We start from the raw sequence: 24,834 nt of genomic DNA on the forward strand, positions 1-24,834 counted from the left end.
CAAGCAGGTCGACCACCAGCAGGCTTTGACCCGTCAGTCGTCCTGGACGGCTTCGGAGTCCAGGGGTTCCAGGTGCTGGATCCGGCCGCCGCGGAAGCGCAGGCGCGTCTCCCCCGGCCCCACCAGCAGCGCTTCGTCGACGCCGCCGCGGCGGGTGATCATCCACAGGAACGAGCGCGCGACGACCGCCGCCCGCCCGGACCGGGTCCCGTCGACGAACCGCACCAGCAGCCCGCCCGGATCGCTGTGCCGCAGCTCCACCAGGACCCCGTCGCGCACGCCGAACAGGTCCGCCGCGCCCACCGGCCCGTCGAGCGCCTCGAACTCGCGCATCGCCTGCAGCACGCGCACCGCGCGTCCGGTGTCGGCCGAACCCCACACGAACACGTCCATGCCCACCTCCGCCGGGCCGTCACCGATCCGACGCCACCGCCGCGCGGGCCGTTCCGGCGCGGGTTTCCCGGTTTTGCCAGACCGGGCGGGCGCCGCGACCGGCCCGGGTAGGTTCGTCGCGTGAGCACCCTGCGCGCCTGGTTGGCCCCCGCCCGCCCCGGCGACCCCGCCGTCGTCACCGACCGCCGGGAGCGCAAGGCGATCACCATCGAGCTGGTCGTGGTGTTCGCCGTGACGCTCGGGATGTCCGGCCTGCAGAGCCTGCTGTCCCTGCTGGACGCGCTGCTGCGCCCGGAGCCGCTGGCCGACCAGCACGCCGCGATCAACGTCCCGCGCGCCGACCTCGGGCTGCTCGACATGCTCCAGCAGCTGACGAACGTCGCCCGGCTGGTCGCCTGGGGCGCGCTGGGCGCGTTCCTGCTGTGGCGCGGCGGGATCGCGCTGTGGCGGGTCGGCCTCGACCGCACCCGGCCGGGCAGCGACTTCGTCCGCGGCGTGGGACTCGCGGCGCTGATCGGCATCCCCGGGCTCGGGCTCTACCTGACCGCGCACGCGCTCGGCCTCAGCCTGACCGTGCAGCCCTCCACGCTGGACGAGGCTTGGTGGCGGGCGCCCGTCCTGACGCTGGCCGCCTTCGGCAACTCCTTCGCCGAAGAGGTCCTGGTGGTGGCCTACCTGCTGACCCGCCTGCGGCAGCTGGGCTGGTCGGAGAACCGGGCGCTGTGGTTCGCGGCGGTGCTGCGCGGCAGCTACCACCTGTACCAGGGCATCGGCGGTTTCGTCGGCAACGTGGTGATGGGGCTGGTCTACGGGCGGATCTGGCAGCGCTCCAACCGCCTGTGGCCGCTGATCGTGGGCCACGCCCTGATCGACGTCGTCGCCTTCGTCGGCTACGCGGCCCTGCGCGGCACCGTCGGCTGGCTCCCGTAGCGCTTCGATCCGGCCGTTCTTCACAACGAAGCGGCGTTCGCAACAGCGTTTCCGTTAACGATCCATCGAAAAACGCGCCGAGTGCAGATGTTTTGCATCGTCGTGGCTACGCTGCGAATCGTGACCGAACCACACGTCCAGAGCGAGGTCGGGCCGCTGCACGCGGTGCTGCTGCACCGGCCGGGCACGGAGCTGAAGCGGCTCACCCCGCGCAACAACGACCAGCTCCTGTTCGACGCGATCCCGTGGGTCGATCGCGCGCAGGAGGAGCACGACGCCTTCGCCGAGGTCCTGCGCGGCCGAGGCGTCGAAGTGCTGCTGCTGCGCGACGTCCTCACCGACGCGCTGCAGGACTCGCGGGCCAGGGCGGCGGCCGTGCTCAGCGGCGTGGACGAGCTCAAGCTGGGCTCCGACATCGCCGACACCCTGCGCTCCCACCTGTCCACTGTGGACGAGGCCGTGCTGGCCGAGATCCTCATCGCGGGCATGACCTTCGAAGAACTGCCCGCAGCCGAGGGGCAGTCGCTGGTCCGCCGCATGCACCAGCCGCACGACTTCGCCATCGAACCGCTGCCGAACCTGCTGTTCACCCGCGACTCGTCGGTGTGGGTGGGCGACCGGGTCGCCATCGCCGCCCTCGCGATGCCCGCGCGCCGCCGCGAATCGGCCCTCACCGACCTGATCTACGCCTACCACCCGCGCTTCTCGCACTCGGCCCGCGCGTACGGCGCGCACTCCGCCCCCGTCGAAGGCGGCGACGTGCTGCTGCTCGCGCCGGGAGTGGTGGCGATCGGCGTCGGCGAGCGCACCACGCCGGCCGGCGCGGAGTCCTTCGCGCGCTCGGTGTTCGCCGACGACCTGGCGCACACCGTGCTGGCGGTGCCGATCGAGCAGACCCGCGCGTCGATGCACCTGGACACGGTGTGCACGATGGTCGACCGCGACGCGGTGGTGATGTACCCGGCCATCCAGCACTCGCTGCGCGCCTACACGTTGCGCCCGGCGGGCGACGAGCTGAAGGTGTCCGGCCCGACGCCGTTCCTGACCGCGGCGGCGGAAGCGATGGAGATCGACCACCTGCGCGTGATCGACACCGGCCTGGACCCGGTGACGGCGGAGCGCGAGCAGTGGGAGGACGGCAACAACACGCTGGCGCTGGCCCCCGGCGTGGTGGTCGCCTACGAGCGGAACGCGGAGACCAACGCCCGGCTGGAGGAAGCGGGCATCGAGGTGCTGCGGATCTCGGGTTCGGAACTCGGTTCCGGCCGCGGCGGACCGCGCTGCATGTCCTGCCCGATCACCCGCGCCCCACTCCCCGCGATCACCTGACCAGGTAACCGGTGAAGGGCACCTTCAGGCAATTCACTCACTCAAAGGTTCCCTTCACCGGGAAATGATCACTCGAATTAGTGACGGCTCGCGGAACACTGACCTCGCGAGCTCACGGCGAGCCATCTACCAGCGGAAACAGGTCAGGTTTGGCTTGCCTGAATTTACTCAGGGTCGCCTTCGCTCATTGCGCGAACCTTAGGCTAACCGCATTTCGCTTAGGGTTCCCTGGAATGTATCTGGATTGATTCCAGAGTATATTGATTGCCATGACCGCCACCGCGAAGAAGATTCAGCACAAGGAAACCAAGTTCGAACACCTGCTGCAGGAGCAGGTGCGCAACGAGTTCACCGCCTCGCAGCAGTACATCGCCGTCGCCGTGTGGTTCGACGACAACGACCTGCCGCAGCTGGCCGGGCACTTCTACCGGCAGGCGCTCGAGGAGCGCAACCACGCGATGATGATCGTCCAGTACCTGATGGACAACGACATCAAGCCGACCATCCCGTCCATCGAGCAGGTCCGCAACGACTTCAACGAGACCCGCGAACTCGTCGCGCTCGCCCTGGAGCAGGAGCGCGAGGTCACCCGCGAGATCGAGACCCTGGCCAAGACGGCCCGCGAGGAGGGCAACTACCTCGGCGAGCAGTTCATGCAGTGGTTCCTCAAGGAGCAGGTCGAAGAGGTCTCCCAGATGTCGACCCTGCTCAACGTCGTCGACCGCGCCAAGGGCAACCTCTTCGACGTGGAGAACTTCCTGGCCCGCGAAACGGTCGGCGACGAAGGAGCCGACGCCACGGCCCCCAAGGCCGCCGGCGGAGCCATCTGAGAACCCTTCGAGGTAGCGGCAACGCCGCCTGGGCACCCCCAGGCGGCGCGCACGCTACCCCCGGATCACTACGGCTGCACAGCGGCGTAGAACTTCCGCGCGACGTCACGCGCACCATCACGGCACTCCGAGCTCCGCGGGTCTTTGTCCCTAGCGCGAGGATTGTGGTAGGTCGCGGTGATCACCGCGTTCTCATCAAGAACTTCGAGCGTGCAGGTGTCCTCTATGAAACGAGTCCAGTGGGCTTCCGCACCAAAATCCACACTGCCATCACGCTCTGCATCTGAAATAGCAGACTTGGTGAAGAAAGCTCTCGCACGTTCAGCCCCCGACTGGAATCCATCAGCGTCTTCCCGGCCCCCGTAGAGGGAAACCTCAAGGCCGATGAAAATAGAGCCACTTTCTGCCGGATTAAAATGGCACGTCCGCGACGAACCTTTTTCCTCGTCTTGCGAACCCTCAACCAGATCCAGGCCAGGAACCCTCTGCTGAATTTCCCGGCAACTCGGAAAATCTGCGAAGACATGCTTCACCGGGCCCAACGACGCCTCGGCAGGAATCGACGGCTCCTCATCGCCGCCCCCAGGCATCTCAAACGGCTCAATCGCGGGTGCGAAGCACCCTCCGGCGAGCATCACCGCCAGAGCCAATACCCCCACAGTCGATTGCTTCCGATAACCGAGTGGTTTTCTACTCATGACCTCTACCCATCGACGAGAACTCAGCCTTCGACTGCCTGAGGCCAGCGACCTTGGGGAAGCTTTTGGTCCGTCATGTAGCTAATCAGATCCCGGACCTTGCTGAGCGCCGCCACGAACCGCTTGGCGATGCCCACCAAGTTGTCGAGGGACTTGGCGACAACATCACCGATAGCGCCTGCCAGATCACTAACCGCGAACGGAATGTTGACGACGGTCGATGTTTCAAGCGAAGCAGAGACAAGCGCCCCCAGGAAACCAGTCGCCATCTTGGCCAACTCGGTCATGTAATCGACGTTGTACTGAGCGATATCGATGAGCCATCTGCTGACCTGGTCCGCCTTGTTCGCAACAGCCCCGATAGCCTCGTTCTGCTTACCAGCCTTGTCTTTATAAGCACCGCTTGCCTTCCCTTCCCAGTCATAGAGATTATTCCCAAACGTATGGGTAAGGTTATTCACCGGCCTCTGGACGTTTTCAGCCCAACTGAACGACTGCACAATCAGCGATACGACCGGCATGTGATGCTCTACAGCCGCTCTGACAAGCTTCACCAGCTCCGAAAGCTTCACGCGGATAAATTCAACAGCCGGCTCGATGGCGAAAATGAACGGCCCAAGAACAACTCCCCATTCATTAATATGACTAACGGCAGAATTGAATTTATCGACACTCTCTTGAGTTTTTTCCTCCAAGCCGTTGAACGCTTGATTGAGTGGGCCAATCAGATCTTCAGAACCAGGCATGCCGATCACCAGCCCTATGAACCGTAAGCCTTGTTGATATCAACCTCATTCATTCCGTCAGTTCTCTCGTACTCATCAGCGATCAACCGCAAAGAATTGTGGATCTGATGGAACTCAGCAGCCGCCTCTTGGAGAATTCTCTCCATGAACGCGCGAAATTCTTCGTAATACTTTGCCTCAAGAGCAGCGTTGGCAGCCCCTGGAACGAGAGTCATGAGATCGCCAACAAAGAACGCAGTAGGCGATAAGTACGCATCCCTCACCGCCTGGATGATTGGTTCAGTTTCCTCAGCCTTGTCCTGCCACTTCTTGGCTTCATCCCGAATCGGACCAGTAACAGCTCTGTAGCCCGTCATTCCAACCATCCCGAATCGTTGAGTTCTGCGAAGTGGTCGTCTTCCGCCACTCTGCTCTCGAAGCAGTTCTCCCGCGCCTCACCGGCATCATCGCCTTGCGGCTGCGCCGGATGAGAAGCTTCTCCTGACCCGATTCCGAGACCCGCCCGGCTGAACAACTGCAGGACCTCGTCCGCGAGGACCGTGCTCGACGGGTTGTCCAGCGCTTGCGGATCGCCGGAGATCGCGATCGGGCCGCCACGGCGCATCTGCACGGTGAGGTAGCCCAGCGGACTGCGGATCTCGGTGACGTCCATCTGCGGAGCTCGCTGGTGACGGCGGATCGCGTCGTACTCCGCATCGATGGCGTCGAGCCGGGATTTGGTCCGGCTGAGCCACTCCTCGAACGACAACGCCGCAGGATCCACGTAAGCGTCGTCCGGTGCGGGCGCGCTCGGCCGCCGCACGGGACGGTGGGCGAGCTCGACCGCGAGTGCGCGCTGCACCGCGGTCATGTACGTGCTGTGGAGCACCGCCGGAAACCCGTCCGGCCGGATGCGATCCGGCCATCCCGGCCGGATCCAGACGCTTTCCACCATTCGCGATCTGTTCACCGTGATCCCGATGAACCCGGTCTGATCGCGGGCCTCGTACGTGTTGGCCAGCTGGAGCTCTACGCCGCCCGGGCGTGTGAGCTCGGCCGTGCGGGCCCGCACGTGCAGGCCGTCGGGAACGTTCAGCGCTGCGAGCGCGACGTTTTCAAGCGGCAAAACACCTACCCCCAAAAATTTCCCGTACGACTGGCTGAGCAGCAATCGGCCGAAGAGGCCAAAAGGGACGTTCTGCGCAACGTCGCCGATGCTACGACACGTCGTCGGGGATCCACGCCCAAGTGGAGAAAGTTCAGCTGAAGGTACGCAGGAGTCCGGCGTCGGCTGGCGGGCGGAATTCACCGCGGCCGCACGTGAACGCAGTCCGCATCCGTCAAATTCGCTGCTGCGCGGTCATTTCTTCAGCGCTGCCGGTGCGATCGGTGCACCTGCGGCGGTTTCCGGCGCGTCACTGGCCCGGGGGTTGGGTGGTGGGGTTGGCCGAGGACGTCGGGTTCGGTTGGGTGGTTTGGGTGGGCTTCGACGTCGTCGGGGCCGGGGCCGAGGTCTGGGTGCTCAGGATTTCCGGGGGTTCTTCGGAGGTCTGCGGCGCTTGCGGGCGGTGCGGGTGCTGGGGTGGCTGGACCGGGGTGTGGTGCGGGGGCGGCACGAGCGGCGGTTCTTCGCTGGTCGGGGCCGGGTCCGAGGTCGAGTTCACCACCGGCGGTGCCGCCGGTGGCAGCGGCTTCTCGGGCTGCTGGTTGGCCAGCACCACGCCGCCGCCGACCAGCAGCAGCGCCGCGAGGGCGCTTCCGGAGGCGGCCATCATGTTGTTGCGCTGGCGGCGGCGACGTGCGCCCGCGACCACCGACCACTCCGCGCCGGTGCGCACCGGGATGTCCAGGCGGTCGTCCCGGAGGATGCGGTTGAGCTCGTCCTCCAGATCCATCACACGTCACCTCCTTCCAGCGATCCGAGGCGCTTGCGCAGCGTCGCCATCGCCTTGCTCGCCTGGCTCTTCACCGTTCCGCAGCTCACGCCGAGGCTGTCGGCGATCTCCGCTTCGGAGAGCCCTTCGTAGTAACGCAGCACGACCACGGCGCGTTGCCGCGGCGGCAGGCTTCGCAGCGCCTGCCACAGCGGCTCGTTCTCCAGCCGGTCCGGCTGCGCGTACGCGGGGATGTCCGGGAAGTCGGCGAGCAGGGTTTCGCGGCGGGTGCGGCGCCAGCGGCTGACGTGCGTGTTCGCCATCGCCTTGCGCACGTAGGCCGTCGGGTCCGCGCAGTTGCGGTTGACCTTGGCCCAGCGGGCGCCGACCTTCTCCAGCACCGCCTGCACCAGGTCCGCCGCGTCGTGCGGGTTGCCGGTCAGCGCGTGGCCGTAGCGCATCAGCCCGGGCAGTGCCACCCGGACGAATTCCGCGAAGTCGTCTTCCGTCGCCGCCATGTCCCCCCGGCGCGCCTGCCGCTGATAAGCGCCGGCCGCCTCGGCGGTCGGCACTGCGGGCAGGTGCGCGGTCACCCGGTCCACCCCCGTCCACTTCGGGTATCGCCGTGGAGAACACGCCGCAGCGCACCCGGTGGTTGCCCCATCACTACCGCGATCACCCGATCGGCGCAGCGATCCGGGGGACCCGGTGCCCGGAAGGTGGGGATACCTGCCCGATTTCAACGGAGGCGTCTGTTCTCCGTCGAAATCGCGTCACCCCGCCGACGGCCGCGGCTGTCGACGGGGTGACGTCGTGGTTCAGCGGATGGTGACCTGGCGGCCCCGGAGCCCGTCCCGGGCCCGGCGCTCCGCCGCGTCGAGCGGCTCGTCGTCCAGGGAGGCCAGGGCCTCCTCCAGGCGGCGGCCCAGGCGCGCGGCCGGCTCGTCCCACTCGCGGGCGTGCTTCTCGCGGTCCAGGTCCCACACCGGCACCAGCAGGCCGTGCGCGCGGAAGGAGCCCGCGTAGCGGCTGTCGTCGTCGAGCGCGAGCTCACCGCGGGCGGACAGCCGGGCCAGCGCGGCGACCAGCTTCTCCTCCGGCTCCGGGCGGACCCAGCGCAGGTGCGCCTTCTCGCCCGCGTCCACCCAGTACGCCGATTCCACACCTTCGGCGGTCAGCCGATCGGTCGGCATGATCGCCGCGTTCGCGCGTTCCAGCGACAGCGCCACCTCGCCGGTCGGCTCGACGTCGCCCGGCAGCCACCAGGCGAAGTCCTCGTGCACCTCGACGTCGAGCTTCGCCTCCGGGTCCAGCAGGTCCTGCAGCCGGGTCGGCACGGTGCCCGCCTCAGCGGTCTCCGGCCCGACGACCGACAGCGATTCGCCCAGCTCAGCGCCCTGCACCCATTCCACCGCACGGGCCAGGTCGCGGCTGATGTCCCCGGAGTGGGTCTGCACCTGGAGGCCGATGAACGACCTGTCGTCGTTGCGGCGCAAGCCCGCGGCGGCCATCGGCAGCACCGTCGCCAGGGTGATCTCGCCGTCGCCGCGCAGCGGCAGCTTCGCCGTCGCCGACGGCACGAACTCGCGCAGCGCGATCAGCTCGCACTCCGCGGCCAGTCCCTCGAAGGGCCTGGTCACGATCACGTCGGCGGCCCCACCGGCGGCGCCGTGGCAAGCCTTGTAGCGCTTGCCGGAACCGCACGGGCAGGGCTGGCGCGGCTTGATCCCGGTGTCCGCCTCGGGCTTGGGCGCGGTTCGCTTCGACACTGCAGATCCCCTCGCTCGCGGTTACGTCGTCGTGACGCTACCGAACCGGGAGCTGTCCGAATCATCCAGGTGGGAGCGGGTCGAGGCGGGCGAGTTGGTGGCCAGGTACCGCACGCCGGAGCGCTGGCAGAGATCGATGTCGGCCGGGTCGTCGACGGTCCAGCAGTAGGTATCGCGGCCGAGCGCGGCGGCGCGGGCGACGAAGCCCGGGTCCTCGCGGAGCAGCCGGATCCCGGGACCGGCGATGTCGGCCCACGGCGGCAGCACGCCGTTGCGCCACGCGCTGCGGAACCGGTCGAAGAGCAGCACCGTCGGCACCCGCGGGGCGGCCGCGCGGAACCGGCGGACGGCGGCCTGGGAGAACGACATCATCAGCACCGGCGAGTGCTCCGGGTCGGCGGGCGCGGCCAGGCCGTGCCGCGCGAGCAGCGCGACGAGCTTGTGCTCCACCAGCCCGCCGTAGCGCACCGGGTGCTTGGTCTCGACGAACAGCCGCACCGGGCGCGGGTGATCGCGGAGCAGGCCGAGCAGCTCGTCCAGGGTCAGCACGCCGCGCTCCGGATCGGGGCCGGCCCAGTTCACCAGCTCGTCGGCGGTGCCCGGCAGTTCGCGGTGCCAGCTGCCGAAGTCCACATCGGACATCCCGGCGAGGGTCAGCTCGCTGACCACGCCGCGAGCGCTGGAGGTCCGGTCGATGCGCCGGTCGTGCACGCACACCAGGTGGCCGTCGCGGCTCACCCGGATATCGCACTCGAGCGCGTCGGCGCCCTGTTCGAGGGCCAGTTCGTAGGCGCCGCGGGTGTGCTCGGCGCGGTGCGCCGAAGCTCCCCGGTGCGCGACGACGTCGGGAGTCGGCTGCCACACGACGCCGATTATCCGGACCACCTCGATCGACTTCCGGCATCTGTGACGCAACGCGCGGGTCGTTCCGTCCGAGCGAGGATGTTCCGCCTGGTCAGGGCCGTGAGCGCTTTCTGGTGCTATGGCACCGCAAAGTACTCACGGACCATCACCTGCCGAAACATCTCCGTGCCGATCGGTGCCATCAGCGCGGGGCGGAGGCCGGGCGCGCGGCACGCGGCGGCGGTGGGGTCGCGCGGACCGCGCGGACCTGGAAGCGGTGGAGCTCAGTCGGGTCGGGCTCGACCAGCAGGGTCATCACGTACTTGATCAGCCGCGCGGTGAGCACCGCCAGCAGCGTGACGAGCGCGTTGTTCAGGGTGTGCAGGACGACGCCGTCGGCGAGCGCCTGGACGGTGCCGCGGAATCCCCAGAGGATGGTGAACCAGCCGACCAGCAGCGTCGCCACCCACACCGCCCACCACAGCCGGACGCGCAGCGTCGGGAACGGCCGCGCGCCGCGTTCGCGGGCGCCTTCGGCGACCAGCACCGAGTGCTCCAGCTCGGCGACCGCGGAGCCGGGCACGAAGAAGTTCAGCCCCGGCACCAGCACGCCGACGACCACCTGCCAGTCGGGGCGGGCGTTGCGCACTCCTATGCGCTCCGCGGCCGCGGCGCGGGCCCGCAGGCCCCACAGCACGACCAGCACCCCGCTCAGCACGCCCAGCACCCACAGCAGGAATCCGGTCGTGCTGACCAGCGCGTCGGAGATCGCCAGCGGCGTGCGCGCCAGCGCCCCGTCCCTGCTCATCAGCAGCAGGACGTAGCGCCAGCCCTCGGCCAGGGTCGCCAGCCCGGCCACGCCCGCGGTGATCCACAGCGTCACCAGCGCGGTTCCGGTCGTCGCTTCCGCGCGCGCCTCGGCGTTGACGTGCTGGCGCGCGGGCAGCGCGAGCGGCCAGCGCCACGCCAGCATCGGGAAGCCCCAGCGCGGCACCGCCGGGTAGGCGGGCGGACCGCTGTAGCGGCGTTGCTGCTTGCGCGGCTTCGGGCGCGGTGGGCCGCCGGGCGGAGTGGCGACCCACCGGGACGGGCGCGGAGGTCCTGGGGTCACAGCACGAACGGCTCACCGTCGTCGGACACCATCGGCCTGCCGGTGGCCGACCAGCCGTTCATGCCGCGCTCGACGTTCACCGCGTCCCAGCCGTTGGCGTTGAGGTACGCGGTGACCTTCGCCGACCGGCCGCCGGAGCGGCAGATCACGTAGACCTGGTCGGCCTCCGGGATCTCGTCGAGCCGGTCCACGAGCCGGCTCATCGGCAGGTGCACGGCCTCGGGCGCGTGCCCGGCCTGCCACTCGTCGTCCTCCCGGACGTCCAGCAGCACGCTGCCCTCGGGCAGCTGGGCGGGGATCTCTTCCGGCTGCACGCCGGGCACCTGATGACCGGGAACTGGAGTAGTCACACCCCGATGCTGCCACGCCGGACGTGGCGCCCGCGTGAGGCCCGGCCGGTGGGCTCGTCCCGCCCGGGCGGCGTCGCCCGGCGGTGGGTCTGCGCTCGACGTTCGAGCGACACCAGGTATCGGAGCCGTCCGCGCCGGGAAGTCTTGAGGGGTTGGAACCAGCGAACCGGGGCGGTGTCAGTCGTGAACGCGGACCAACCGGCTTCACCGCTTCGGGGCCGGACCGGATCCAGGGGCAGCCGATGCGCCCGGAAGAACCGCTTTGACCAGGCGAAACACGAGGCTGTTTCGTGGTTGTTCACGCTTTCAGGCGGTCCTGCCCTCGAAATTGGCGACGCAAGATCATCACGTGCGAAGGTTCGCTTGCTTGCTCGATTCAGCTCCGACCGAAAGGGGTTCCCGTGTCTCGTCGAGCCATTCTCCGCTGGCCGCACGGCAGCGAATGGGGACATCTGGCCGAGGTTCCGGACGGCGGCGGGCTGCCCCGCTTCACCGGCTTCGTCCGGATGACGGACCCCCGCGTGCAGACGCTGATCACCCTCGTCGAGCCGGAGCCGGCCGACGAGGGCATGTGGGAGGTCCACTTCACCGCGACCGAGTCCGAACTCGTCCCCACCTGAGCAGCAGAGCGCCCGCCCGGCGCGAAACCGGACGGGCGCTCTGCGGACATGAAGTCGAGTCCTTCTCTTCTTTGCCGCTGTCCGCAACCGCGACGAGCCAGGCGGTGCCTCCGGAAGTGTCGCATGCGCCGCAGGCGCATAACCCACCCTCGCAACCCGCACCGCCGCGGGTTCTCAGAGGCCGCTTGGCGAGGACAGCCCGTTCGCCGTGTATTGGACATACATAAGAACGGGATCCCGCAGCCAGGCGGCCTCTGAGGTTCCGCCACTCGCGCCGCTTCGCACGACGAGCCTGGAAAAGAGCTCTAGTGCGAGATGGCCTTCTCGGCGCCTGCGCCGGTGAGGGAGCGGACCTCCATCTCGGCGTACTTGGCCTCGTTGGTCTTCTCCTTGCCGAGGACCGTGCCGAGGTAGCCGAGCAGGAAGGACACCGGGATCGAGATCAGGCCCGGGTTCTTCAGCGGGAACCAGGCGATGTCCAGCGACGGGAACATCGCGTCCGAGCTACCGGTCACCGCGGGCGAGAACACGATCAGCAGGATCGTGACCGCCAGACCGCCGTAGATGCTCCACAGCGCACCGGTGGTGTTGAACCGCTTCCAGAACAGCGAGTACAGCAGCGTCGGCAGGTTCGCCGAGGCCGCCACCGCGAAGGCCAGCGCCACCAGGAACGCGACGTTCTGGCCGTTGGCCGCGATGCCGCCGAGGATGGACACGATGCCGATCACCACCGCGGTGATCCGGGCGACCTTGACCTCCTGGTTCTTGTCGTCCACCTTGCCCTTCTTGAGCACGTTCGCGTAGATGTCGTGCGCGAACGAGGCGGACGCGGTGATCGTCAGACCGGCGACCACGGCCAGGATGGTGGCGAAGGCGACCGCGGCGATGAAGCCCAGCAGCAGCGGACCGCCGATCTCCAGCGCCAGCAGCGGCGCGGCCGAGTTCACCCCGCCGGGGGCGTCCTTGATCGTCTCCGGCCCCACCAGCGCGCCCGCGCCGTAGCCCAGGACCAGCGTGAACAGGTAGAACAGGCCGATCAGCCAGATCGCCCAGACCACCGAGCGGCGGGCTTCCTTGGCGGTGGGCACGGTGTAGAAGCGCATCAGCACGTGCGGCAGACCGGCGGTGCCGAGCACCAGGGCGATGCCGAGCGAGACGAAGTCCAGCTTGCTGGTCTCGGTCTTGCCGTACTGCGCACCCGGGTCGAGCACGGACGGCCCGGCGACCTCGGCGGCGTGGCCGAGCAGACCGGACAGGTTGAAGCCGTACATGGCCAGCACCCACACGGTCATCACCAGCGCGCCCGCGATCAGCAGCGCGGCCTTGATGATCTGCACCCACGTGGTGCCCTTCATGCCGCCGACCAGCACGTACACGATCATCAGCGCGCCGACGACGGCGATGACCAGGGCCTGTCCGGACTTGCTGGTGATGCCCAGCAGCAGCGCCACCAGGCCACCGGCACCGGCCATCTGGGCGAGCAGGTAGAAGAAGCTCACGGCCAGCGTGGACAGCGACGCGGCGGTGCGCACCGGACGTTCCTTCATCCGGAAGCTGAGCACGTCGCCCATCGTGTACTTGCCGGTGTTCCGCAGCAGCTCCGCGACCAGCAGCAGCGCCACCAGCCAGGCCACCAGGAAGCCGATCGAGTACAGGAAGCCGTCGTAGCCGTAGACCGCGATCGCCCCGGCGATGCCGAGGAAGGACGCGGCGGAGAGGTAGTCACCGGCGATCGCGACGCCGTTCTGCGGGCCGGTGAAGGCCCGGCCGCCGGCGTAGTAGTCGGCGGCGGTCTTCGTGTTCCGGCTGGCTCGGAACACCACGACCATGGTGACCAGGACGAACAGCCCGAAGATGCCGATGTTGAGCCAGCTGTTCTGCGCGGTCTCGTTCTGGGCCAGCGGGGACAGTGCGGCGATCACTTCTCCCGGCCTCCTTCGGTGTCGTCCGCCGGGGTATCGCCCTTCTCGGCGTCATCCGCCGGGGTATCGCCCTTCTCGGCGTCATCCGCCGGGGCATCAGCCTTCTCAGCGTCATCCTTCTCGGAGGCTGCCGAGGCGTCGCCCTCGAGGGATTCGCGGATCTGCTCCGCCACCGGGTCGAGGTTGCGGTTGGCGTAGCGGACGTACCAGGTCGTGATGCCGAAGGTGGACACGAACTGCAGCAGGCCCAGCGCGAGCCCGACGTTGATGTTGCCGACCAGCTTGATGCTCATGAAGCCGTGCGCGTAGTCGGCGAGCAGCACGTAAACCAGGTACCAGGCCAGGAACAGCGCCGAGACCGGGAAGACGAAGTTGCGCAGTTTGCGCCGCAAGGCGGTGAATTCGGGGCTGCTTTGCGCAGCTGCCCAGGTTTCGGCGTCGATACCGGACCCGGACCCGACTTGGTCCGTGGTGCTCACGGGGTCCCTCCCAGATGAAAAAGGCCCCGGCCCGGGGACACCGGGACGCGAGCCTGAATCGCTTTCAAGGCGGGAACGCTACGTAGTTCGCCCACAACTGTGAAGCCCCGGAAGGAGTACACAAGCTAACGATCGAGTGAAGTTGATGAAGGCCAATCGCAGTCATGAAAATGCAACTTGGCAACACAATTTCACCCATTCGGACTATTGAATCCGAATGGTTCAGACAACATCTCACGTAAAGTGACGAAATTTCTGCACAAAACCCGACGAACGGACTAAGCAATCCGAGGAAGCATCACGCTCAGCGCTGGTGCCGACCCCGGGACTCGGGCTGGTCAGCGGTCTCCGCGACCGGTTTCTGGTCCAGGAATCCGAGCCGGTCCGGCGCGTGCAGCCGCAGCATCACGCGCCCCACCCCGGCGGGCACCCTGGCCCTGGTCGCCCGGCTGACCACCACGGCGACCGCGAAGGCGACCGGCACCGTGACCAGCGCGGGCTGCCCGATCAACGTCGCCCACCAGGTCTCCCCGCGCCCCGCGAAGTACGCGAGCAGCGCGGCGACCAGCACCAGGCCGCCGCCGGCCACCATGCCGCTGGCCGCGCCCGCCGCGGTGAGCCCGCGCCACCAGATCCCGAGCACCAGCACCGGGCAGAACGTCGAAGCGGCCATCGCGAACGCCAGCCCCACGCTGCGCGCGATGTCGTGGCTGTCCGCCAGCAGCGCCAGCACCGCGGGCACCAGGCAGGCCAGCACCGCCAGCAGCCGGAAGTCGAGCGAGCGCCCGCGCAGCACGTCCCGCGAGGACAGCACCCCGGCCAGGCTCACCACCAGCCCGGACGAGGTGGACAGGAACGCGGCGAACGCCCCGGCCGCGGTGATCGACGCGAGCAGCCCGCCCGCCCAGTTGCCACCCAGCATCTCGTTCGGCAGCAGCAGGACCGCCGCATCGGTCTCACCGGTGACCAGCAGCTGCGGCGCGTACATCCGGGACAGCAGCCCGAAGATCGTCGGGAACAGGTAGAAGGCCCCGAGCATCGCCACCACGTACAGCGTGGTGCGGCGGACCGCCGTGCCGCTCGGGTTGGTGTAGAAGCGGGCCAGCACGTGCGGCAGGCCCATGGTGCCCAGGAAGGTCGCGACGAGCACCGAATACGTCTCCAGCAGCCCGACCGCCCCGTCGCGCTGCGGCCGCAGCCAGGTGGCGTTGTCCGGTTCCGCGTCCGACACCACCGGCACCGGCGCCCCGGCCGGGAACCGCAGCTCGCTGCCCGCGCGCAGGGTGTGCTCGCCCGGCTGCAGGTAGAGCGTGCCGTGCTGGTCGGCCAGCCACACCGGCTCGCGAACGGTCAGCCGCACGTCGGTGTCGACGCTGACCGCGGTGTCGATCGGGAAGACCGGCGGCACCGGGGCGTCCAGCGCCTGCCGCTGCGCGCCGCCCAGGAACACGATGAACAGCGCGAAGGCCGGCACCGTGATCGCGAACAGCTTCACCCAGTACTGGAACGCCTGCACCAGCGTGACCGCGCGCAGCACCCCGGTGGCGACCGTGCCCAGCACGATCACCGCGACCACGAGGATCCCCGCCCAGTAGGGGCAGCCGACGATCGCGGCCAACGTCATCCCGGCGGCCTGCAGCTGCGGCACCAGGTACAACCAGCCGATCAGCACCACGAGCGCGGTGCACAGCGAGCGCAGCCGCAGCGAATCCAGCCGCGCCTCCGCGAAGTCCGGCAGCGTGAAGGCGCCCGAGCGGCGCATCGGCGCGGCCACGAACAGCATCAGCGCCAGATATCCGGCGGCGAAGCCGATCGGGTACCAGAGGGCGTCCACGCCGTCCTTCAGCACCAGCCCGGCGACGCCCAGGAAGGAGGCGGCCGACAGGTACTCGCCGGAGATCGCCGCGGCGTTGTGCTCCTCGCGGACCTCCCGCCGCGCGGCGGAGAAGTCCGTCGTGGTGCGCGCCGACCGGGAGCCCCAGATCCCGATGGCGAAGGTCGCCGCGACGATCAGCACGACGCCGACCACGGACCAGGCGTTGGCGGCCACCGCACCGAAGTCGTCGCTCATCGGCGTCATTTCTCGACCATGTCCAGGAAATCGCGCTCGTGCCGCTCCGCCCGCCGGGTGCAGAGGTAGCCGATCAGCACCAGGAACGGGTAGATCAGCACGCCCAGCAGCAGCCACGGCAACCGGACGCCCAGCACCTCCAGATCGCCGATCGACGGCACCGCCCAGAACAGCACCGGGAGCCCGAACAGCACCGCGACCACGACGCCGGTCAGCACCAGCGCGCTGCGCAGCTGCGCCTTGACCAGGCTGGTGACCAGCACCTCGCCGACGCTGTTCTGCTCCTCCAGCTCCATGATGGTGCGCGCGACCTGGCGGGTCCGGCGCCGGTCGGCGAGCACCACGCGCTTGCGGCGCGGGCGGGGTGCGACCTCGCCGAGCCTGCCGCGGATGTCGAAGCCCTCCGGACTCATCCGGCCGAACCGCGGATCACTGCGCTTATTCCATCCTGGTCAGCCACCGCCGCCGCGGTGACCCAGCGACCACGTGCACACGAGCTGTCGCCAAGCGCCGTCAGGCGCTTTCGGGCCCACCCTCGCAGCTCGCACCGCCGCGGGTTCTCAGCGTTCGCCTGGTGAGGACGGCCCAGCCGCCGTGTATTGGCATACATAAAGCCGGGCACCCGCAGTCCAGGCGGGCGCTGAGGTTCCGCTACCCGCGCCGCCACGCAAGACGAGCCTGGAAACCTCATTGCTGGCCCCAGTTCTGCCGCGGTGCCCGGACGAGCCGGTCCTTGAGCTCGCGGGTGTGCCGCCTGCTGACGGGCAGCTCCTTGGGCTGGCCGCCGCCGAGCACCACCGAGTACCCGGACGAGGACATCCGGAGCTCGGTGACCAGCGACAACGACACCAGGAAGGAGCGGTGGATGCGCAGGAAACCGGCCTCGGCCCAGCGCTCTTCCAGCTGCGCCAGGGGGATTCGCACCAGGTGCGAGCCGTCGGTGGTGTGCAGGCGCGCGTAGTCGCCCTGCGCTTCGACCCACCGGACGTCCTTGCGCGGGATCATCCGCGTGGTGCCCGCCAGCTCGACCGGGATGACCTCTTCGTCGTCCGGTGCCGGGGCTTCCAGCGCGCGGGGCCCCTTGGCCGCTTGCAGCTTGTTCTTCTCGATCGTGCGCAGCGCGCGGTCGATCCGCTCGGCGTTCGCCGGTTTCATGATGTAGTCCAGCGCGCCGACCTCGAAGGCTTCGAGGGCGTTCTCCTCGTGCCCGGTGATGAACACCAGGGCGGGCGGATTGCGGAACGCGGTGAGCACCCGCGCCAGCTCCATCCCGCTGAGGCCCGGCATGGACACGTCCGCGAACACGGCATCCACAATGGACTCGTCCGCGTCGCGCTGGCCGAACAGGTCGGGATCGTCGCTGCGGAGCAGGCGCAGCGCCTCGGCGGCGTCGGAGGCCGTCAGCACCCGCCCGACCCTGGGATTGCTGCCGAGCCGGTACTTCATCTCGTCCAGCCCGGCCATCTCGTCGTCAACGGCCAGGACGACGAGGCCTGCGGGGTTCTCTCGTGTACTCACTGCACGCCATATCCTGCCGTCGCATCCCACTCGCCCCGAGTGAGTCCAGTCACGCCTTGCCAACAAAGCTAATTGCTAACGGAGCGCGGTGGTTCTCAGGGGGCTTACCACGAAATTCCCCCCTCGGCGCAACGGTTCTTCGCCCGTTCAGCCCAAGAACTGCGGCCGAACGAGTGACAACCAAAGCAGGTACGTCGACGCAGAGCGACGACCATGATCACGGTCCGTCCGGGCACGCCGAGAACGACCGCAGTGTCGATCGACGCTGCGGTCGATCACGTTCCGGGATCACCTTTCCAACTGGAACCGTGACATCACCTCGTCGTTGAAGCGGCGCAGCCGCTTAGCCCACCCTCGGCGCTTGCACCGCCGCGGGTTCTCAGCGTTCGCCTGGCGAGGACAGCCCGTTCGCCGTGTATCGGACATGCATAAGAACGGGATCCCGCAGCCAGGCGGGCGCTGAGGTTCCGCCACCCGCACCGCCACGCAAAACGAGCCTGGAAAACCGTATTCAGAGCCCGAAGCGGTTCCACATGGCGCGGTGCTCCAGTGCCTCCACAGTGGACAGCACCGCGTCCGCCGGGGAGCCGCCGAGGCGGACCGACGAGGACATGCCGAGCCGGGCCAGCAGCGGCTTGCGCTGCTCGACGATGTGCAGGTGGGCGTCCGGGAACTTCTCCTTGACGATCTCGCGCAGCGAGCCGACGCCGTCCACCAGACCGAGCTCCGCGGCCTTCGCGCCGGTCCACACCTCGCCGGAGAACAGGTCGTCGTCGCTGCTCTTCAGCTTGCTGCCGCGACGCTTGCGCACCCAGTCCGTGAACTGCTCGTGCAGCTCGCCCTGCAGGCCGCGCAGCCACTGCACGTCCTCCTCCTTCTCCGGGCGGAACGGGTCCAGCCGCACCTTGTGCTCGCCCGCGGTGTACACCCGGCGCTCCACGCCCAGCTTCTCGATCAGCCCGGTGAGCCCGAAGCTCGCGCTGACCACGCCGACGGATCCCACGATCGACGTCGGGTGCGCGTAGATCTCGTCGGCCGCGCAGGCCAGCCAGTACCCGCCGGAGGCCGCGACGTCCTCGCAGTAGGCCAGCACCGGCACGTCCTTCTCCGCGGCCAGCTCCCGGATCCGGTCCGCCACCAGCGCCGACTGGGTCGGCGCACCGCCCGGCGAGTTGACCGCCAGGACCACCCCGGCGAGTCGGTCGTGGCCGAACGCGCGGGTCAGCGCCGACTCCGCGGTCTGGGTCGAGATCGTCGGCCGACTCATCGGCGACGGGGTCGAGGTGATGACACCGTGCAGCTTCACGACCGCCACCACCGGTCCGCGCTCGGCTCGCTCGGCGAGCTTGCCGGGCAGCTTCGCGGACAACTTGCCGGACAACAGGTCGGTGAACTTCTGCGGCGCCTTCTCGGTCATACCCCGACGTTACCGGCTCACCGCCGGCCCGGCCGCCAACCCGATGCCCGTTTCGTCGTAAGCCGGCGGCGGCAGCGGGCGCACGCCCGGCGCGAACTTCGGCACCCGCATGATGACCTTCATGCCCGCGCCCTGCTCGGTCTCCACCACCAGGCCGTAGTCGTTGCCGAAGGTCGCCCGCATCCGGTTGTTGATGTTGCCGAGGCCGACGTGCGCGCCGGTCAGGTGCGCGTTGGCCAGCTCGGCGTCGAGCCGCTCCGGGTCCATCCCGATGCCGTCGTCGTCCACGCTGATCAACGCCTCGGTCCCGTTGTCCTCGGCGGTCACCGACACGGTGCCGCCGCCCGGCTTGTTCGCCAGGCCGTGCCGGACGGCGTTCTCCACCAGCGGTTGCAGCGCCAGGAACGGCACCACCACCGGCAGCACCTCCGGCGCGATCTTGAGCTGGATCTTCAGCCGGTCGGGGCCGAACCGGGCGCTCTCCAGGATCAGGTAGCGGTCGATGTTGCGGATCTCGTCGGCCAGCGTGGTGTAGAGCCCGCTGGTGCGGAACGAGTAGCGGGTGAAGTCGGCGAACTCCTGCAGCAGGTCCCGCGCGTGCTCCGGGTCGGTGCGGATCAGCGAGCCGATGGTGTTCAGCGCGTTGTAGATGAAGTGCGGCGAGATCTGCGCCCGCAGCGCGCGCACCTCGGCCTGCGCCAGCCGCTCCTTGGACTCTTGCAGCTCGGCGAGCTCCAGCGGGGTCGACACGTGGTTGGCGACCTCGGCGGCGGCTCGCAGCAGGCGCTTGCGGTCGCCACCGGCGATCACCGCCAGCGCGCCGCGGGTCTCGTCCTCCACCTCCAGCGGCACCACGACGGCGTGCCGCATCGGGCACGGCCGGTGCTCGCAGGTCACGTCGCCGTGGTCGAGGAACTCGCGCTTGCCGGTGCGCAGCACCTGCTCGATCTTGGTGCGCAGGTCGGCGTAGTGGTGGTTGGCCTCGCCGTCCCAGCTCAGCAGCGTGCCGTCGGCGTCCACGATGCCCACCGCCACGCACGCCAGCAGCTCGCGCAGGTGCGGCGCGGCCTTGTCCGCCGACGCCGGGGTCAGGCCCGCGCGCAGGTGCGGCGCCGCGCTCGTCACGCGGTGCAACGCAGCCAGCGTCGCGTCCTCCACCGAGGTGCTCACCCGACGCGCCCGGCACAGCAGGACGAACATGCCGAGCACGGCGAGCGCCGCGAGCGTGGTCAGCACCGTCCGCTCAGTCAACAACTCCGCCACAACATCAATCTGCCCGATGCGCACACTAGGAATCAAGACAGCTACGCTCAGTGCACGCTTTCCATCGGTAAGCGGTACCTCACTCTTCCGTTCAGCGGTATGGACCAGTTCGACCTGCGGCTATTCGGCTGTGCACAACCGCCGGAATCATCCACAACCTGTGGACAACTGAGCATTCACCTCGATCAGCGCCTGCACCGCGACGCAAGAGGAGCCTGGAAACAGGCACTACTTCAGCAGCCGGGAGAGCCTGCGATCGGCCAGTGGTTTGCCGCCTGTCTGGCAGGTGGGGCAGTACTGCATCGAGCGGTCCGCGAAGGACACCTCGCGGACGAGGTCCCCGCACACCGGGCAGGGCAGCCCGGTCCGCGCGTGCACCCGCAGCCCCGAGCGCTTCTCCGCCTTCAGCCGGGCGGCGTCCTGGCCCACCGAGCGCTGCACCGCGTCCTTCAAGATCTCCTGCGTGCTCGCGTGCAGGCGGGCCACCGCATCGGCGTCGAGCTTCCCCGAGGTGGCGAACGGCGAGAGCTTCGCGGCGTGCAGGATCTCGTCGGAGTAGGCGTTGCCGATCCCGGCCAGCGCGGACTGGTCGGTGAGCAGCGTCTTGATCCGCTCGGTGCGCCCGGCCAGGATCGCGGCCAGCCCGTCGGCGTCCAGCTCCAGCGCGTCCGGGCCCAGCTTCGCGATCCCCGGCACCTCGGCCGGATCGGCGACCACCCACACCGCCAGCTTCTTCTGGGTGCCCGCCTCGGTCAGGTCGAACCCGACGCCGCCGAGGTGCACGCGCAGCGCGATCGGCCCGCGGCCGGGCTTGGGCGGTGCGGGCGAGAGCTTGTCCGACCAGCGCAGCCAGCCGGCCCGCGCGAGGTGGCAGACCAGGTGCAACCCGTCGCAGTCCAGGTCCAGGTACTTGCCGTGGCGCGCTGCTGCGGTGACGGTGCGGCCGTGCAGCTCGGTCCACGGCGGACTGGCCGTCTTCAGCACGCTCATCGACGCGACGTCGACCCGGACCACGGTGCGACCCACGGCGTTGTCGCGCAGGTGCTGCGCCAACGCTTCGACCTCAGGAAGTTCCGGCACGACCCCAGTGTGCGGTGTTCGTGAGCATTTCGGGGCGCTATGACACCCCGAACCGCTCACGGACCCACGCACGACCGAACCGGCAGGCGCTCCCAGCGATCACTCCACCGGCTGAAGGCTGCCGTTCATGTCGGGTTCGGCGTAGAGCTCGATGTGGCGGGCCACCTCGGAGACCTCCTTGCGGACGTCGTAGAAGCCGCGCACCACGCCCACCCAGGTCTCCGGCGGGTTCTCCTCGTGGTCGCCCGGCGTGGCCGCGGTGACCGTCCACGGCCGGTGCAGCACCCAGCGCACCGGGAAGAACAGCACCGCCACGATCAGCAGCAGGATCAGCCACGGCGGCACGTACACCTCGTCGGGCGTCCAGATCACGAACAGCACGACCAGGAACAGCAGCACCCCGCCCATCACCACACCGGGACCGGCGCCGCCGTTGACGTCGTGCTCGAACTCCTCCGCCGCGATCGGATTGGACCACTCCAGGTTCGCCTTGATGGTCCACTCGCGGCCGTCGGAGCCCCGCACCACCCGGTTCATCGTCGCCTCCCCGCCCACCCGGGCTGGTCGCCTCGCCAACATCGCTTCGCCACACCGAACCCCGGCGCTAACCGAGCGTGAAGCAACGGTACCGCGCGCGTCATGGGCCCGACGGGTGATAGTCGTTCCCGAACGGGCCCATTGTCGATCATGTCCGACGGCCGGGCCAACCCCGCGACAGCACGTCAAGCGCGGCGCAAGCACCTCCGCGACCGCCCGGCGGGCAGATCCGACGCCTGGTGATACGCCTCACGCAATCCGCGCCGGGCCCGGTGCGCCAGCACAGCGGTCGCGTTCGGCGTCAAACCCAGCTGCCGCGCGATGCTGGCCGGCCGGTGCCCCTCCACCTCGGTGCGCCACAAGACCTCGCGCCACCGCGCGGGCAGCCGCAGGAACGCCCTGGCCAGCAGCTCGCCCTCCGCCTGCGCCACCTGGTGATCGCCCTGCCGCGGCACGTGCTCGCCCAGCTCGTCGGAGTTCATCGGCTCGTCCCGCCGCGCGGCGGCCCACTCCGCCAGCACCCGCCGAACCACCGTGAACAGGTAAGTCCTGATCGCCTCCCGCGGTCCGCGCCCGGCGCGAACCGCGCGCAGCACGCGCAGGAAGACCTCCGCGACCACGTCGTCGACGTCGATCCCCGGGCGCTGCATGCTCAACGCGAACCGCCGCACCATGGGCGCGTGCCTGCGGTACAGCTCCCCGAACGCGGAATCGTCGCCCGCCCGCAACCGCGCCAGCAGCACCCCGTCCTCGGACGACAGCCCCGCAGCTTCGCTCAACCCCAACGTTCCTCCCCCAGCCCAGCCGACCGGCGAAACCCTCCGCACCGGCCGGAACCGCTACCGCGGACGCACCCGACGACGGCGGCACCAGGAGGCCGCGATGGATCTCGACGAGCCCGCGAAACAGTCGGCCAACCGCTGCGCTCAGCACGCTGCGCGCCGACTCCGATCCCCCCAGATGACGCCGGTACCGGTCACCACCGACCGCGCCGGACACGTCACCGTCAGACTGTCGCTGGCCCCGCCGAAGACCGCAACCGCCCGGCCACCCACACGCGTGGCGCCGCGTCCTCCCGAGCCGCTTCCTCCAGCGCGCGGAGATCGTCGAGCTCCCCGCCGCTGCCGGAGCCTCTCCGACGAGCATCCGCCCGATCTGCGTATCCCCAGGTCACGCGGGTCGGACACCGCATCCCGCCGCGCACCGCACCCACCCGCGCGACCGCCGATCTGATCAATTGAGACCCCCCGGTGAACGCGCTCGGAACGATGGGCTAAAGTAGTCACCAACAGCCCACCGGGGCGATGAAAATGCGGATGTAGCGCAGCTGGTAGCGCATCACCTTGCCAAGGTGAGGGTCGCGGGTTCGAGTCCCGTCATCCGCTCGGAGCTGGGAGCCGTGTGCCACGCATTCGCGTTGGCCTCGGCTCCTTCGCCATTGTATTGGGGGGGTCGACCCCCCAAACCCCCCACGGGGCGGGGGTTGCTTCTCGAGTGCTCCTTGCGGTGGGTGGTGTACCCGGCCTGGGTTCTGGACCAGCGATTCGGACCTGGCATCGGTGGTGGCCGTGGGATCCTCGCAGCGGTGGTCGTTTTCTCGTTGAGCGGCTGTGCCTGTTTGAGGCTGGTGCTGGTGGGTTTGGGTTGGTTGGGTGGTTTGGGTGGGTTTGGGTTTGGGTTGATCTTCTTTTTGGTTTTGGGTTCGCTCGAAATTGGGAATTTTCTTGTTTCTCGGGTTGTGCGGGGTGCGGGGGCTGGTGGGGTGTGATCTTCTCGGGGGCGCCTTGTTCTCGGTTTTTGGAGGGTTTTTCATGCGTCGGGTTGTTGTTGGTCTGCTGGCCGTCGGGGTTCTCGGGAGCATCGGTGGCGGGGTTGCCAATGCCGTTGGCGAGCCTTACCAGCAGCCGAATTCCTCGGAGTCCTGGGGCTGGCACATCAACGGTCAGAAGTTCAGCTCCTGGCAGGGCGGGTCGAGCTCCACCACCTCCAGCACGACCACCTCGTCGACGACTTCCACCACCACTACCAGCACTTCTCCCCGATCCGGTGACGGCGGGCAGGGCGGCAGCGCGCAGGGCGGCTCGTCCTCCAGCTACGTCCAGGGCGACGGTTGGGCGTACAGCTTCGCGCAGGGCGAGAACGCCCAGGGCGCCAACGGTTGAGTTCGGGGATGTGCCGCGCTCGGTGGCGGGCGCGGCACATCCCATTTCCGCCCTCCGCCTTTCAGCTCGGATCAGCGAAATGATCCGGGCGATCTTTCATTCACCATTCGGCGCGCGCCGGAACAATTCACGAATGCCGAACCGGAGTTGAAGCAATTCCGCGTTGATCTCGACCGGCCGACGCCGCCGAGGTCGGCCCGCCGAGCGGTTCCGGCCGGTGCGCTCGGCCGATAGGCTCCCCCGGCGAAGCACGGGCCGCCGTGCGCGGGGAGGAGCTGCATGTCCGGTGCCACTCGTTCGCGGGTGCGGAGGTCGTCGGGCGTCGGGCTGTGCGTCCTCGCCGTCGGCATCGGGCTCGCCGCAGCGGGCTGGATCCTGCCCTCGTCCACCGCGCCCGGCTACACGAGCGTGCCGAACACGTGCGAGTCGGTTTCGCCGCAGTCGCTGGAGGAGGCGTTCGAGCCGCGGCAGGCCGAGATCTACGAGCAGCGGCACGGCGTCGACGGCGGTCGCCACAGCTCGAAGTGCCAGTGGCGGACCGAAGGGCCGGTGCGCGGCGAGCGGAAGACCCGGTTGCAGGTCGAGATGGCGATCGAGTTCGACCGCGAAGCACGCCCGGACACCGCCTACGTCGACCAGTTCCTCGACTACCTGGAGCTGGAACCGGGCGCAGCCGAAGTACCCGGCCTGGACGCGCGAGCGGTCCTGATCCGCAGCCCCCGCGACGTCCAGCTCGTCGCGGCCAAGGACAACATGACGATCGCGGTCCGCTACAGCGCGGCACCGGCCGCCGAACTCGAACCGGTCGCCCGGCGGGTGGTCGAGGAGCTGCTGGTCGTCGCGGGCTGAGCCGGTGGGGCTTCTTCTCCGCGCTGCGATGATTCCGCGCCGTTGGCGGGGTCCATGGGGTGGC

Annotated in this window: 26 protein-coding genes, 1 tRNA gene and 1 pseudogene; 7 read left to right on the forward strand and 21 right to left on the reverse strand. The window is 68.9% G+C overall.

The window, feature by feature from the left end; genetic code table 11:
- Nucleotides 1–33 precede the first annotated feature (33 nt).
- The gene (locus tag OU416_RS18390) at nucleotides 34–393 is read right to left on the reverse strand and encodes a hypothetical protein (protein WP_270928212.1); all 360 of its coding nucleotides are present in this window, start codon (nucleotides 391–393) and stop codon (nucleotides 34–36) included.
- A 120-nt stretch (nucleotides 394–513) separates the two neighbouring features.
- On the opposite strand from OU416_RS18390, the gene OU416_RS18395 reads away from it, so the two are divergent.
- From OU416_RS18395 to OU416_RS18405, 3 genes are all read left to right on the forward strand, one after another.
- Nucleotides 514–1,323, forward strand: coding sequence for a CPBP family intramembrane glutamic endopeptidase (locus OU416_RS18395; protein ID WP_372907125.1), 810 nt, complete (start codon nucleotides 514–516; stop codon nucleotides 1,321–1,323).
- Nucleotides 1,324–1,443: 120 nt separating this feature from the next.
- The gene (locus tag OU416_RS18400) at nucleotides 1,444–2,652 is read left to right on the forward strand and encodes an arginine deiminase (protein ID WP_270928213.1); all 1,209 of its coding nucleotides are present in this window, start codon (nucleotides 1,444–1,446) and stop codon (nucleotides 2,650–2,652) included.
- Nucleotides 2,653–2,921: 269 nt separating this feature from the next.
- Nucleotides 2,922–3,482 carry a ferritin gene (locus OU416_RS18405; RefSeq protein WP_270928214.1) on the forward strand — a complete coding sequence of 187 codons (561 nt, stop codon included), beginning with the start codon at nucleotides 2,922–2,924 and terminating at the stop codon, nucleotides 3,480–3,482.
- A 68-nt stretch (nucleotides 3,483–3,550) separates the two neighbouring features.
- Here OU416_RS18405 and OU416_RS18410 read toward each other — a convergent pair whose 3' ends face one another.
- From OU416_RS18410 to OU416_RS18455, 10 genes are all read right to left on the reverse strand, one after another.
- Complete coding sequence (locus OU416_RS18410; protein ID WP_270928215.1) at nucleotides 3,551–4,132, reverse strand: hypothetical protein; 582 nt, start codon at nucleotides 4,130–4,132, stop codon at nucleotides 3,551–3,553.
- A gap of 71 nt (nucleotides 4,133–4,203) precedes the next feature.
- Complete coding sequence (locus tag OU416_RS18415) at nucleotides 4,204–4,935, reverse strand: hypothetical protein (protein ID WP_270928216.1); 732 nt, start codon at nucleotides 4,933–4,935, stop codon at nucleotides 4,204–4,206.
- A gap of 5 nt (nucleotides 4,936–4,940) precedes the next feature.
- Entirely contained in the window at nucleotides 4,941–5,282 is a 342-nt protein-coding gene (locus tag OU416_RS18420; RefSeq protein WP_270928217.1) for a hypothetical protein, read from the reverse strand.
- Nucleotides 5,279–6,076, reverse strand: coding sequence for a hypothetical protein (locus tag OU416_RS18425; protein WP_270928218.1), 798 nt, complete (start codon nucleotides 6,074–6,076; stop codon nucleotides 5,279–5,281). Before OU416_RS18425 ends, OU416_RS18420 begins: the two co-directional genes overlap by 4 nt.
- Before the next feature lie 244 nt (nucleotides 6,077–6,320).
- Nucleotides 6,321–6,800, reverse strand: a complete 480-nt coding sequence (locus OU416_RS18430; RefSeq protein ID WP_270928219.1) for a hypothetical protein — start codon at nucleotides 6,798–6,800, stop codon at nucleotides 6,321–6,323.
- A complete protein-coding gene (locus OU416_RS18435) occupies nucleotides 6,800–7,372 on the reverse strand; it encodes a SigE family RNA polymerase sigma factor (protein WP_372907124.1) in 573 nt (190 codons plus the stop codon). The genes OU416_RS18430 and OU416_RS18435 overlap by 1 nt, the downstream gene beginning before the upstream one ends.
- A 225-nt stretch (nucleotides 7,373–7,597) precedes the next feature.
- Nucleotides 7,598–8,548, reverse strand: coding sequence for a DUF5926 family protein (locus tag OU416_RS18440; protein WP_270928220.1), 951 nt, complete (start codon nucleotides 8,546–8,548; stop codon nucleotides 7,598–7,600).
- Between the two features lie 21 nt (nucleotides 8,549–8,569).
- A complete protein-coding gene (locus OU416_RS18445) occupies nucleotides 8,570–9,412 on the reverse strand; it encodes a glycerophosphodiester phosphodiesterase (RefSeq protein ID WP_270928221.1) in 843 nt (280 codons plus the stop codon).
- A 181-nt stretch (nucleotides 9,413–9,593) separates the two neighbouring features.
- On the reverse strand, nucleotides 9,594–10,502 hold the full coding sequence (locus tag OU416_RS18450; RefSeq protein WP_270928222.1) for a DUF4328 domain-containing protein: 909 nt from the start codon (nucleotides 10,500–10,502) through the stop codon (nucleotides 9,594–9,596).
- Nucleotides 10,499–10,852, reverse strand: a complete 354-nt coding sequence (locus tag OU416_RS18455; protein WP_372907123.1) for a rhodanese-like domain-containing protein — start codon at nucleotides 10,850–10,852, stop codon at nucleotides 10,499–10,501. The genes OU416_RS18450 and OU416_RS18455 overlap by 4 nt, the downstream gene beginning before the upstream one ends.
- A 401-nt stretch (nucleotides 10,853–11,253) precedes the next feature.
- On the opposite strand from OU416_RS18455, the gene OU416_RS18460 reads away from it, so the two are divergent.
- Nucleotides 11,254–11,472 (forward strand): hypothetical protein, encoded by a 219-nt coding sequence (locus tag OU416_RS18460; RefSeq protein WP_270928223.1) that lies wholly within the window; start codon nucleotides 11,254–11,256, stop codon nucleotides 11,470–11,472.
- A gap of 305 nt (nucleotides 11,473–11,777) precedes the next feature.
- Here OU416_RS18460 and OU416_RS18465 read toward each other — a convergent pair whose 3' ends face one another.
- The 10 genes and pseudogenes from OU416_RS18465 to OU416_RS18510 all read right to left on the reverse strand — a co-directional run bounded on the left by OU416_RS18465 (nucleotide 11,778) and on the right by OU416_RS18510 (nucleotide 22,538).
- Complete coding sequence (locus OU416_RS18465) at nucleotides 11,778–13,301, reverse strand: solute symporter family protein (RefSeq protein WP_270928260.1); 1,524 nt, start codon at nucleotides 13,299–13,301, stop codon at nucleotides 11,778–11,780.
- Nucleotides 13,302–13,528: 227 nt separating this feature from the next.
- Nucleotides 13,529–13,873 (reverse strand): annotated as a pseudogene (locus OU416_RS18470) (DUF485 domain-containing protein); the annotation flags it as partial.
- 304 nt (nucleotides 13,874–14,177) lie between these two features.
- Nucleotides 14,178–15,923, reverse strand: coding sequence for a sodium/solute symporter (locus tag OU416_RS18475; RefSeq protein WP_270928261.1), 1,746 nt, complete (start codon nucleotides 15,921–15,923; stop codon nucleotides 14,178–14,180).
- A 26-nt stretch (nucleotides 15,924–15,949) separates the two neighbouring features.
- Nucleotides 15,950–16,357, reverse strand: a complete 408-nt coding sequence (locus OU416_RS18480; protein ID WP_270928224.1) for a hypothetical protein — start codon at nucleotides 16,355–16,357, stop codon at nucleotides 15,950–15,952.
- 274 nt (nucleotides 16,358–16,631) lie between these two features.
- A complete protein-coding gene (locus OU416_RS18485) occupies nucleotides 16,632–17,462 on the reverse strand; it encodes a LytR/AlgR family response regulator transcription factor (protein ID WP_270928225.1) in 831 nt (276 codons plus the stop codon).
- Between the two features lie 511 nt (nucleotides 17,463–17,973).
- On the reverse strand, nucleotides 17,974–18,879 hold the full coding sequence (locus OU416_RS18490) for a S49 family peptidase (RefSeq protein WP_270928226.1): 906 nt from the start codon (nucleotides 18,877–18,879) through the stop codon (nucleotides 17,974–17,976).
- Between the two features lie 9 nt (nucleotides 18,880–18,888).
- A complete protein-coding gene (locus OU416_RS18495; protein WP_270928227.1) occupies nucleotides 18,889–20,142 on the reverse strand; it encodes a GAF domain-containing sensor histidine kinase in 1,254 nt (417 codons plus the stop codon).
- Between the two features lie 228 nt (nucleotides 20,143–20,370).
- Complete coding sequence (locus tag OU416_RS18500; protein WP_270928228.1) at nucleotides 20,371–21,222, reverse strand: Fpg/Nei family DNA glycosylase; 852 nt, start codon at nucleotides 21,220–21,222, stop codon at nucleotides 20,371–20,373.
- Nucleotides 21,223–21,321: 99 nt separating this feature from the next.
- Nucleotides 21,322–21,759, reverse strand: coding sequence for a DUF983 domain-containing protein (locus OU416_RS18505; RefSeq protein ID WP_270928229.1), 438 nt, complete (start codon nucleotides 21,757–21,759; stop codon nucleotides 21,322–21,324).
- Nucleotides 21,760–21,944: 185 nt separating this feature from the next.
- Nucleotides 21,945–22,538 carry an RNA polymerase sigma factor gene (locus OU416_RS18510; protein ID WP_270928230.1) on the reverse strand — a complete coding sequence of 198 codons (594 nt, stop codon included), beginning with the start codon at nucleotides 22,536–22,538 and terminating at the stop codon, nucleotides 21,945–21,947.
- 533 nt (nucleotides 22,539–23,071) lie between these two features.
- Between OU416_RS18510 and OU416_RS18515 the strand changes: the two genes are divergently transcribed.
- The 3 genes from OU416_RS18515 (at nucleotide 23,072) to OU416_RS18525 (ending at nucleotide 24,770) form a co-directional block, all read left to right on the forward strand.
- Nucleotides 23,072–23,144, forward strand: a tRNA-Gly gene (locus OU416_RS18515).
- 426 nt (nucleotides 23,145–23,570) lie between these two features.
- Nucleotides 23,571–23,921, forward strand: a complete 351-nt coding sequence (locus OU416_RS18520) for a hypothetical protein (protein ID WP_270928231.1) — start codon at nucleotides 23,571–23,573, stop codon at nucleotides 23,919–23,921.
- Nucleotides 23,922–24,200: 279 nt separating this feature from the next.
- On the forward strand, nucleotides 24,201–24,770 hold the full coding sequence (locus OU416_RS18525; RefSeq protein ID WP_270928232.1) for a hypothetical protein: 570 nt from the start codon (nucleotides 24,201–24,203) through the stop codon (nucleotides 24,768–24,770).
- Nucleotides 24,771–24,834 lie beyond the last annotated feature (64 nt).

The sequence above is a fragment of the Saccharopolyspora indica genome, from assembly GCF_027853965.1.
Lineage (GTDB): Bacteria > Actinomycetota > Actinomycetes > Mycobacteriales > Pseudonocardiaceae > Saccharopolyspora > Saccharopolyspora indica.

Excerpts from the sequence above, each read along its gene's own strand:
- OU416_RS18490 (WP_270928226.1), bottom strand. The coding sequence starts at position 18,879 with ATGACCGAGAAGGCGCCGCAGAAGTTCACCGACCTGTTGTCCGGCAAG.
- OU416_RS18390 (WP_270928212.1), bottom strand. The coding sequence starts at position 393 with ATGGACGTGTTCGTGTGGGGTTCGGCCGACACCGGACGCGCGGTGCGC.
- OU416_RS18430 (WP_270928219.1), bottom strand. The coding sequence starts at position 6,800 with ATGGATCTGGAGGACGAGCTCAACCGCATCCTCCGGGACGACCGCCTG.
- OU416_RS18405 (WP_270928214.1), top strand. The coding sequence starts at position 2,922 with ATGACCGCCACCGCGAAGAAGATTCAGCACAAGGAAACCAAGTTCGAA.
- OU416_RS18520 (WP_270928231.1), top strand. The coding sequence starts at position 23,571 with ATGCGTCGGGTTGTTGTTGGTCTGCTGGCCGTCGGGGTTCTCGGGAGC.
- OU416_RS18420 (WP_270928217.1), bottom strand. The coding sequence starts at position 5,282 with ATGACGGGCTACAGAGCTGTTACTGGTCCGATTCGGGATGAAGCCAAG.
- OU416_RS18465 (WP_270928260.1), bottom strand. The coding sequence starts at position 13,301 with ATGGTCGTGGTGTTCCGAGCCAGCCGGAACACGAAGACCGCCGCCGAC.
- OU416_RS18505 (WP_270928229.1), bottom strand. The coding sequence starts at position 21,759 with ATGAACCGGGTGGTGCGGGGCTCCGACGGCCGCGAGTGGACCATCAAG.
- OU416_RS18525 (WP_270928232.1), top strand. The coding sequence starts at position 24,201 with ATGTCCGGTGCCACTCGTTCGCGGGTGCGGAGGTCGTCGGGCGTCGGG.
- OU416_RS18480 (WP_270928224.1), bottom strand. The coding sequence starts at position 16,357 with ATGAGTCCGGAGGGCTTCGACATCCGCGGCAGGCTCGGCGAGGTCGCA.